Below are 8,425 nucleotides of genomic sequence, written 5' to 3'. Positions count from 1 at the left end.
GACGGCACTGAATGGCGGTGATGGGCGGCAAGGTAAGACAGTTGCTCCCACAGGGTTATGGACCATTCACAGATCCGGCGTGCGCCGCCTGTTCCCTGTGGGAGCGAGCCTGCTCGCGATGGCTGCCTTACTGACCCAACGCGATATCAATCAACCGATACAATTCCTCTACCTCCAGCGGCGCGCTGGCAAAGAGAATGCGGAACACTGTTGGCGCCACCATCACATTGATCAATCTCTCGATGCCGGGATTTGGTTCATCGGGATAACGCTCCAGGATGATCTGCAACTGAGCGCTGATGATCCCCACGCAATGCCCTGGCGTGGCGCAGGCCTGGATGTCGCGCATCATGTTGCGACCGGGTTCGGAACTCATCTCGTCCAGGTATTGCTCGGCCCAGGCGCGCAGGTCGCCGCGCAGGCTGCCGGTGTTGGCCGGTTCGCTGTCGAGGCGCATGCGGGCGACAGCGACGTCGGCCAGCAGCGCCGGCAGGTCACCCCAGCGCCGGTAGATGGTGGACGGTGTCACGCCCGCGCGCGCTGCAATCTGCGGCACGGTCAGCGTGGCACGGTCCTGTTCCTGGAGCAGGGCGCGGACGGCCGAATGGATCGACTCTTGTACCCGGGCGCTTCTGCCGCCGGGGCGTAAACCTTCTTTAATAGCCATGAATCGGACCTTAACACAAAGAATTTGCTTTAAGCACGCATCGGTAGCACACTCGGCAAAAGCAAAAAATTAGCTTTTGCTGATGTTTTGGAACAGCGTCTGCGGAGTGTGCCCATGTCCCGTCCAGCTTCGACCCGTGCCAGCCTGATATTCCTGGCAATCACTTTGCTCGGTTTCCTCGCCGCGTCCAGCGCGCCGACGCCGTTGTATCACCTCTATCAGGAACACATGCAGTTTTCCCCGGCCATCCTCACGCTGATCTTCGGCGTATACGCCTTCAGCCTGTTGGCAGCCTTGCTGACCGTGGGCTCGTTGTCGGATTACCTGGGTCGCAAACCGGTGATCTTCGTGGCGCTGGTGCTCAACATGCTGGCGATGCTGCTGTTTATCAACGCCGACAGCATCGCGTGGCTGATCGGGGCCCGGTTGATCCAGGGCTTCGCCACGGGCATGGCCACCAGTGTACTGGGGGCCGCGCTGCTGGACTTCGATCGCCAGCAGGGCCCACTGATCACCAGTGTCGCGCCCTTGCTGGGGATGGCCTGCGGGGCGCTGGGGTGTGGCTTGCTGGCGGAGTTCGCGCCGTTGCCCCTGCAGCTGACCTATTGGTTATTGCTGGGCCTGTTCCTGGCCCAGGCGATCTATCTCTGGCGTCTGAAAGAAAGTGTCAGCCCGCAATCCGGTGCCTGGCAGTCCCTGTGTCCAACCTTGCATGTGCCGCCGCAGGCGCGACGGCCCCTGTGGCGGGTCCTGCCGCTGAACCTGGCGGCCTGGGCGGTGGGTGGTTTCTATCTGTCGTTGGCGCCGTCCCTGGTACGGGCAGCGACCGGATCGACCTCCAACCTGATTGGCGGTGCATTGGTGGCAGCCCTGACGCTTACCGGGGCCTTGTCCATCTACACGCTGCGCAACCAGAGCGCAGAGAAGATGCTGCGGCTTGCCGCCAGCTTATTGATGACCGGCCTCGCCCTGGTATTGATCGCCGCGCACACAGGCAGCCTGCCGTTGTTCTTCATCGGCACCCTGGTGACCGGCAGCGGTTTCGGCGCGGGTTTCCTGGGCGCGCTGCGCAGCATCATGCCGCTGGCCTTGCCCCATGAGCGGGCCGGCTTGATGTCGGCCTTCTATGTGCTCAGTTACCTGGCTTTCAGCTTGCCGTCACTGCTGGTCGGGAACCTGACACGGGTGTTCGGGTTGATCCCGACAACCGATGGCTATGGCCTGGTGCTGATCCTGTTGGCGAGCGCTGCGTTGCTGGGGCTGTTGCGTCAGGCCGCCAAGCCGGCAGGCAGTGGCGTTCGACCTTGATGCGTTGAATGCAGACGGTTGAATTGAGCTAGCCTAGGCGTCTTGCCATTTATCTCTGGTGATTTCCCTTGAAGATTATTCGCAGCAAGTCCTTCACCGGCGACCGTGCCTGGTCCGCGTTGGACATCGCTAACATGAACGGCATCACCACGCGCCTGCACTGGACCGATCAGCCGTACAAATGGCATGTCAACGATGGTCAGGAAGTCTTCGTGGTGCTCGATGGGCTTGTGCAGATGTGCTATCGGGAGGAGGGGATCGAAAAAGATACCTTGCTGGGGGTTGGGGATATTTTCTACGCCTCGGTCGGGACCGAGCATGTGGCCAAGCCCCAGGGACCGGCGAGAATCCTGGTGATCGAAAGCGAAGGCAGCGTCTAATGGGTTATCTGTAAAATGGATAACATATAGAGAAATTACCCGTTATATCGATATTCGATCCGGCTCTAAGATGACTCCACCTCAACCGGGGACTGGAGTTCGTCATGACATGCTGCCCTGCAACAAACCGTTTGCGCCCACTGAGCCATTTGCCCAGGCCGTTGGAGGCCATTCGCCAATTCACGCCCAACTGGTTCGCCGTGACCATGGGGACCGGCGTACTTGCCCTGGCCTTGGCGCAATGGCCGGGCAATGTGCCTGGCCTGCGAGTCGTGGGTGAAGGGTTGTGGTTGTTCAACATCCTGCTGTTCGTGTTGTTCAGCGGTTTGTACGCTGCCCGCTGGCTGTTGTTCTTCGACGAAGCGCGGCGGATTTTCGGCCACTCAACGGTCTCGATGTTCTTCGGCACCATTCCCATGGGGCTGGCGACCATCATCAACGGTTTCCTGGTTTTCGGCCTGCCGCGCTGGGGAGAGGCCGTGGTGTCGCTGGCTGAGGCGTTGTGGTGGATCGATGTGGCGCTGTCCCTGGCTTGTGGCGTGTTGATCCCATTCCTGATGTTCACCCGGCAGGAACACCGGATCGACCAGATGACCGCCGTGTGGTTGTTGCCGGTGGTGGCCGCCGAAGTCGCTGCCGCCAGTGGCGGGCTCTTGGCGCCGCATCTGGCTGACGTCCATTCGCAACTGGTCATGTTGGTCGCCAGCTACGTGCTCTGGGCTTTTTCCCTGCCGGTGGCGTTCAGCATTCTGACGATCCTGTTGCTGCGCATGGCCTTGCACAAATTGCCCCACGAAAGCATGGCGGCCTCAAGTTGGCTGGCCCTGGGGCCCATCGGTACGGGGGCCCTGGGCATGTTGGTACTGGGCAGCGACGCCCCGATGATCTTTGCGGCCAACGGTTTGCCTGGCGTCGGTGAAATCGCCGCCGGCCTGGGGCTGGTGGCCGGCGTCACGCTATGGGGTTTTGGGTTCTGGTGGATGTTGATGGCGCTGCTGATCACGGCGCGCTACTTGCGCGAAGGCATCCCGTTCAATCTCGGCTGGTGGGGCTTTACTTTCCCCTTGGGCGTGTACGCATTGACGACGCTGAAACTGGCGAGCCTGTTGGGCCTGGGGTTCTTCACGATGTTCGGTTGCCTGCTGGTGGCGATGCTGGTGGTGCTGTGGCTGATTGTCGGTTGGCGCACGCTGTCGGGTGCCTGGCACGGCGAGTTGTTCGTGTCGCCGTGCATTGCCGGGCTGGCGAAATAATTGCCCGGCGGCTCCCAAGCGACGTGCCGTAGGTTAATGTGTGGCCTGGATAAAAAAACGTTATTCCAATAAGCGTCCACGCCACTCAGGAACATGGAAGATGAGTCACCCTTCGCAGTTCACCTTGCTTCGCCGACGGCGTTTCCTGCCGTTTTTCATCACGCAATCCCTAGGGGCCTTCAACGACAATGTGTTCAAGCAGTCGCTGATCCTCGCCATTCTCTATCGGCTGACCATCGAGGGCGATCGCTCCATCTGGGTCAACCTGTGCGCGCTGCTGTTCATCCTGCCGTTCTTTCTGTTCTCGGCGCTGGCGGGGCAGTTCGGGGAAAAATTCGCCAAGGATGCGTTGATTCGTCTGATCAAGCTTGGCGAAATCGTCATCATGACAGTCGGCGCGGTGGGCTTTCTGTTCGATCACTTGTCGCTGATGCTGGTGGCGCTGTTCGCCATGGGCACCCACTCGGCGCTGTTCGGTCCGGTCAAATATTCGATCCTGCCCCAAGCGCTGCACGAGGACGAACTGGTCGGCGGTAATGGCCTGGTGGAGATGGGCACCTTCCTGGCGATCCTCGCCGGCACCATCGGCGCTGGGGTCATGATGTCTTCGGCCCACTACGCACCGGTGGTGTCGACCGCGATCATCGGCATCGCCGTGCTCGGTTACCTGGCCAGCCGCAGCATTCCCCGGGCGGCGGCCGCGTCGCCGCAAATGCGTCTGGACTGGAACATCTTCAGTCAATCCTGGGCCACCTTGAAACTGGGCCTGGGGCAAACCCCGGCGGTGTCCCGTTCCATTGTCGGCAACTCCTGGTTCTGGTTTGTCGGGGCGATTTACCTGACGCAGATTCCGGCTTACGCCAAAGACTGGATGCACGGCGACGAAACCGTGGTGACCTTGATCCTGACGGTGTTTTCGGTAGGGATCGCCCTGGGTTCGCTGCTCTGCGAAAAGCTGTCCGGACGCAAGGTCGAGATCGGCCTGGTGCCGTTCGGTTCGTTCGGCCTGACGGTGTTCGGGCTGTTGTTGTGGTGGCATTCCGGTGGAATCCCCGACAGTGTCGACGGCCATGGCTGGCTCGAACTGCTTGGCTTCGGTCATGCCTGGCTGGTGCTGATCGATATCCTGGGCCTCGGCGTGTTCGGCGGCTTCTACATCGTGCCGCTGTACGCGCTGATCCAGTCGCGCACCGCTGAAAACGAGCGGGCACGGGTGATTGCCGCCAACAACATTCTCAATGCCTTGTTCATGGTGGTCTCGGCCATTGTCTCCATCGTATTGCTGAGCCTGGCCAAGCTGTCGATCCCGCAGCTGTTCCTGGTGGTGTCGCTGCTGAATATCGGCGTCAACGCCTACATCTTCAAGATCGTCCCCGAGTTCACCATGCGTTTCATGATCTGGCTGTTGAGCCATTCCATGTACCGGGTGGAGCACCGCAATCTGGACGCTATTCCCGATGAAGGCGCCGCGCTGTTGGTCTGCAATCATGTCTCCTTCGTCGATGCGTTGCTGATTGGCGGCGCGGTGCGTCGGCCGATTCGCTTCGTGATGTACTACAAGATCTACAACCTGCCCGTTCTGAATTTCATCTTTCGCACTGCCGGGACCATTCCGATTGCCGGGCGCCAGGAGGATATTCATATCTACGAAAAGGCCTTCACGCGGATCGCGCAGTATCTGAAGGATGGCGAGCTGGTGTGCATCTTTCCTGAAGGAAAGTTGACCGCTGATGGTGAGATCAATGAGTTCAAGAGCGGCTTGACGCGCATCCTGCAGGAGACGCCGGTGCCGGTGATTCCCCTGGCGTTGCAGGGCTTATGGGGCAGTTTCTTCAGTCGTGATCCGGCCAAGGGCCTGTTTCGGCGGTTATGGTCGCGGGTGACCCTGGTGGCGGGGTCGGCGGTGGCGGTGGAGATGGCTGAGCCGGCCAGGCTGCAAGCGCTGGTCGGCGAGTTGCGTGGGAATGTCAGGTAAACACTCAGGCCTTATGAGGCCCCAATCTGTGGGAGCAAGGCTTGCCCGCGATGGCGGTCTTGAGATCGCTATCGCGGGCAAGCCTTGCTCCCACAGGCCTTGCTCCCACAGGCCCTGCTTCCACAGGCTCTATTTGCAAAAGGGTCTAGGCGCTGACTTTAAGCCCGATCAATCCCGCAATGATCAACGCAACGCTGACCAACCGAACCAGCGCCATCGACTCACCAAATAGAATAATCCCGGCGATCACCGTGCCCACGGCGCCGACTCCGGTCCAGATCGCGTAGGCCGTGCCCAGTGGCAATTCCTTCATGGCAAGGCCGAGCAGGCCAAGGCTGATCGCCATGGCTGCAACCGTCAATGCAGTGGGGAGAGGGCGGCTGAAGCCGTCGGTGTATTTCAGGCCGACAGCCCAGCCGACTTCGAACAGGCCGGCAAAAAACAGAATGATCCAGGACATCGAGCACCTCCATCAGTCGATGGGGTCGTCCCCGGATTGACACTTGATCGGCGGGTGGGATCAAGTGGCGGGGTCGTCCCCGCGCTGAAAGGGTAGAGTGCCCATTCCCGGGCACTCGATCAAGCCTGCTTTCAGTCGGCCGCTTGCCCGGCGGCGAGCGCTTCGCGGTCCTGCTTTTCGCTCATGCGGCGGAAGTAGGTTGAGAGCAGCGCCCCGGAGATGTTGTGCCAGACGCTGAACAACGCGCTGGGCACCGCCGCCAATGGCGAAAAGTGCGCACTCGCCAGGGCGGCGCCCAGACCGGAGTTCTGCATGCCCACTTCCAGCGCCAGGGTCTTGCGTTGCGCCAATGGAAGACCGAACAGGCGCCCGGTGAAATACCCCAGCAGGTAACCGAAGCTGTTGTGCAACATCACAATGGCCATGATCAGCAGGCCGGATTCGGCGATCTTCGCCTGACTGGCCGCCACCACCGCGGCCACGATGATCACGATGCTCACCACTGATATCAGCGGCAGCACTTCTACAGCATGACGAACCCGTGCACCCAACAGGCGTTGGGCGATGATGCCCAGTGCAATCGGCAACAGCACGATTTGCAGGATCGACCAGAATAGCGCCGAGAATGACACCGGCAACCAGGCCGAGGCCAGCAACCAGATCAGCGCCGGGGTCAGCAGGGGAGCCAGCAGGGTCGTGATCGCGGAGATCGCCACGGCCAGGGCCAGGTCGCCGCGCGCGAGCCAGGTCATGACATTGGACGACGTGCCGCTCGGGCAGCAGCCCACCAGAATCACACCGACGGCGATCTCCGGCGGCAGGCTGAACACTTGGCAAAGCAGCCACGCGGTACCGGGCATAATGACGAACTGGGCAATCACCCCCAGGGCTACACGCCCTGGACGGCGGGCCACTTCGGCAAAATCTTCCAGCTTGAGCGCCAGGCCCATGCCAAACATCACCAGCCCCAGCAAGGGCACGATGGCGACTTTCAGATCCACGAACCACTGCGGCAGCAGGAATGCCACGATGGCGAAAATCAGTACCCAGTAAGCGAAGGTATTGCCGACAAAGCGGCTCAGTGCAGCCAATGCGCGCATGACCAGATCCTTGTTATTAGTAATTGAAACAACACAAAACCAATGTGGGAGCGAGCCTGCTCGCGAAAGCGGTGTGACAGTCAGTGAAATGTCGACTGGCATACCGCTTTCGCGAGCAGGCTCGCTCCCACAGGGGTAACGCTATGTCGTCAGATCCCCTGAGGCGTCTCTTCCCCACCCAACGCTTCCACCAGCGCCGGCAGGAATTCGCCGAAGGTCAACATCATCAGCGTGAAGCTGGCGTCCAGTTGGCCGAGGGCTTCATCGCCGCCGTCCTGTTCCGCCTGGTCCTGCAACAGATCTTCGAACTTCAGGCGCTTGACCACCATTTTGTCATCGAGGACAAACGACAGCTTGTCCTGCCAGGCCAGCGACAGTTGCGTCACCACCTTGCCGGTGTTGAGGTGCAGCTGGATTTCGTCGCTGGTCAGGTCCTGGCGCTTGCAGCGCACGATGCCACCGTCTTCATGGGTGTCGCGCAGCTCGCATTCGTCCAGCACGAAGAAGTCGTCCGCGGCTTTCTGGGTCTTGACCCAGTCAGTCATGATGGCGGTCGGTGCGGTCTTGACCGTCAGTGGACGCACAGGCAGCGAGCCGATGACTTCGCGCAGGGTGGACAGCAGGTCTTCGGCGCGTTTCGGGCTGGCGGAGTTGACCAGGATCAGCCCCTGTTTCGGCGCAATGGCGGCGAAGGTGGAGGAGCGACGAATGAATGCACGGGGCAGGAACGCCTGGATGATTTCATCCTTGATCTGGTCCCGTTCCTTTTTATAGACCTTGCGCATCTGTTCGGCTTCGATCTCTTCGACCTTTTCCTTCACCGCATCGCGTACGACGCTGCCAGGCAGGATGCGTTCTTCCTTGCGCGCAGCGATCAACAGGAAATCCTGGCTGACATGCACCAGAGGAGCGTCTTCGCCTTTGCCGAACGGCGCGACGAAACCGTAAGTGGTCAACTCCTGGCTTGCACATGGACGCGCCAGTTTGCTGGCCAGTGCAGTTTCCAACGCCTCGGCATCAAAAGGCAGATCTTGGGTCAGGCGATAGATAAGCAGGTTTTTGAACCACATGGGGTGAGTCTCTCCTTTATACAAAGGAGCGCATTATTCTCTTCGCGGCGCCATAGGCCAACCCTTCGCTAAGCCTTTGGAAGACCTGAGGAAATTAATTTAAAAAGTGCTTGCCAGCTTGGGAGACGCTCCGTAGAATGCGCGCCACACCGAAAGCGAAGGGTGATTAGCTCAGCCGGGAGAGCGTCTGCCTTACAAGCAGAATGTCGGCG

General features: G+C 60.4%; 8 protein-coding genes. 4 read left to right on the top strand and 4 right to left on the bottom strand.

What is annotated here, in order from left to right:
- Window positions 1–127 precede the first annotated feature (127 nt).
- The gene (locus ACODTO_RS29245) at window positions 128–667 is read right to left on the bottom strand and encodes a TetR/AcrR family transcriptional regulator (protein ID WP_139647999.1); all 540 of its coding nucleotides are present in this window, start codon (window positions 665–667) and stop codon (window positions 128–130) included.
- A gap of 114 nt (window positions 668–781) precedes the next feature.
- Here ACODTO_RS29245 and ACODTO_RS29240 point away from each other — a divergent pair, with 114 nt between their 5' ends.
- From ACODTO_RS29240 to ACODTO_RS29225, 4 genes are all read left to right on the top strand, one after another.
- Window positions 782–1,975 (top strand): MFS transporter, encoded by a 1,194-nt coding sequence (locus ACODTO_RS29240; protein ID WP_489107458.1) that lies wholly within the window; start codon window positions 782–784, stop codon window positions 1,973–1,975.
- A gap of 68 nt (window positions 1,976–2,043) precedes the next feature.
- The gene (locus ACODTO_RS29235; protein ID WP_139648003.1) at window positions 2,044–2,355 is read left to right on the top strand and encodes a cupin domain-containing protein; all 312 of its coding nucleotides are present in this window, start codon (window positions 2,044–2,046) and stop codon (window positions 2,353–2,355) included.
- A 104-nt stretch (window positions 2,356–2,459) separates the two neighbouring features.
- Window positions 2,460–3,608 carry a TDT family transporter gene (locus ACODTO_RS29230; protein ID WP_489107457.1) on the top strand — a complete coding sequence of 383 codons (1,149 nt, stop codon included), beginning with the start codon at window positions 2,460–2,462 and terminating at the stop codon, window positions 3,606–3,608.
- Window positions 3,609–3,708: 100 nt separating this feature from the next.
- Window positions 3,709–5,583: an MFS transporter gene (locus tag ACODTO_RS29225; RefSeq protein ID WP_489107456.1), complete on the top strand. Its 1,875-nt coding sequence runs from the start codon at window positions 3,709–3,711 to the stop codon at window positions 5,581–5,583.
- Window positions 5,584–5,728: 145 nt separating this feature from the next.
- On the opposite strand, the gene sugE is transcribed toward ACODTO_RS29225, so the two are convergent.
- The 3 genes from sugE to rdgC all read right to left on the bottom strand — a co-directional run bounded on the left by sugE (window position 5,729) and on the right by rdgC (window position 8,213).
- Window positions 5,729–6,043, bottom strand: coding sequence for a quaternary ammonium compound efflux SMR transporter SugE (gene sugE, locus ACODTO_RS29220; RefSeq protein WP_139648009.1), 315 nt, complete (start codon window positions 6,041–6,043; stop codon window positions 5,729–5,731).
- Window positions 6,044–6,174: 131 nt separating this feature from the next.
- A complete protein-coding gene (locus tag ACODTO_RS29215; RefSeq protein WP_139648011.1) occupies window positions 6,175–7,143 on the bottom strand; it encodes a bile acid:sodium symporter family protein in 969 nt (322 codons plus the stop codon).
- A 149-nt stretch (window positions 7,144–7,292) separates the two neighbouring features.
- On the bottom strand, window positions 7,293–8,213 hold the full coding sequence (gene rdgC, locus ACODTO_RS29210; protein WP_024779702.1) for a recombination-associated protein RdgC: 921 nt from the start codon (window positions 8,211–8,213) through the stop codon (window positions 7,293–7,295).
- Window positions 8,214–8,425: the final 212 nt, after the last annotated feature.

Source organism: Pseudomonas sp. FG13 (assembly GCF_057809755.1).
This window is presented reverse-complemented; position numbering and strand designations above follow the sequence as displayed.

Bases quoted from the DNA above. Each gene is read 5' to 3' on its own strand.
- ACODTO_RS29230 (WP_489107457.1), top strand. From the start codon at position 2,460: ATGACATGCTGCCCTGCAACAAACCGTTTGCGCCCACTGAGCCATTTG.
- ACODTO_RS29240 (WP_489107458.1), top strand. From the start codon at position 782: ATGTCCCGTCCAGCTTCGACCCGTGCCAGCCTGATATTCCTGGCAATC.
- ACODTO_RS29245 (WP_139647999.1), bottom strand. From the start codon at position 667: ATGGCTATTAAAGAAGGTTTACGCCCCGGCGGCAGAAGCGCCCGGGTA.
- sugE (WP_139648009.1), bottom strand. From the start codon at position 6,043: ATGTCCTGGATCATTCTGTTTTTTGCCGGCCTGTTCGAAGTCGGCTGG.
- ACODTO_RS29225 (WP_489107456.1), top strand. From the start codon at position 3,709: ATGAGTCACCCTTCGCAGTTCACCTTGCTTCGCCGACGGCGTTTCCTG.
- rdgC (WP_024779702.1), bottom strand. From the start codon at position 8,213: ATGTGGTTCAAAAACCTGCTTATCTATCGCCTGACCCAAGATCTGCCT.
- ACODTO_RS29215 (WP_139648011.1), bottom strand. From the start codon at position 7,143: ATGCGCGCATTGGCTGCACTGAGCCGCTTTGTCGGCAATACCTTCGCT.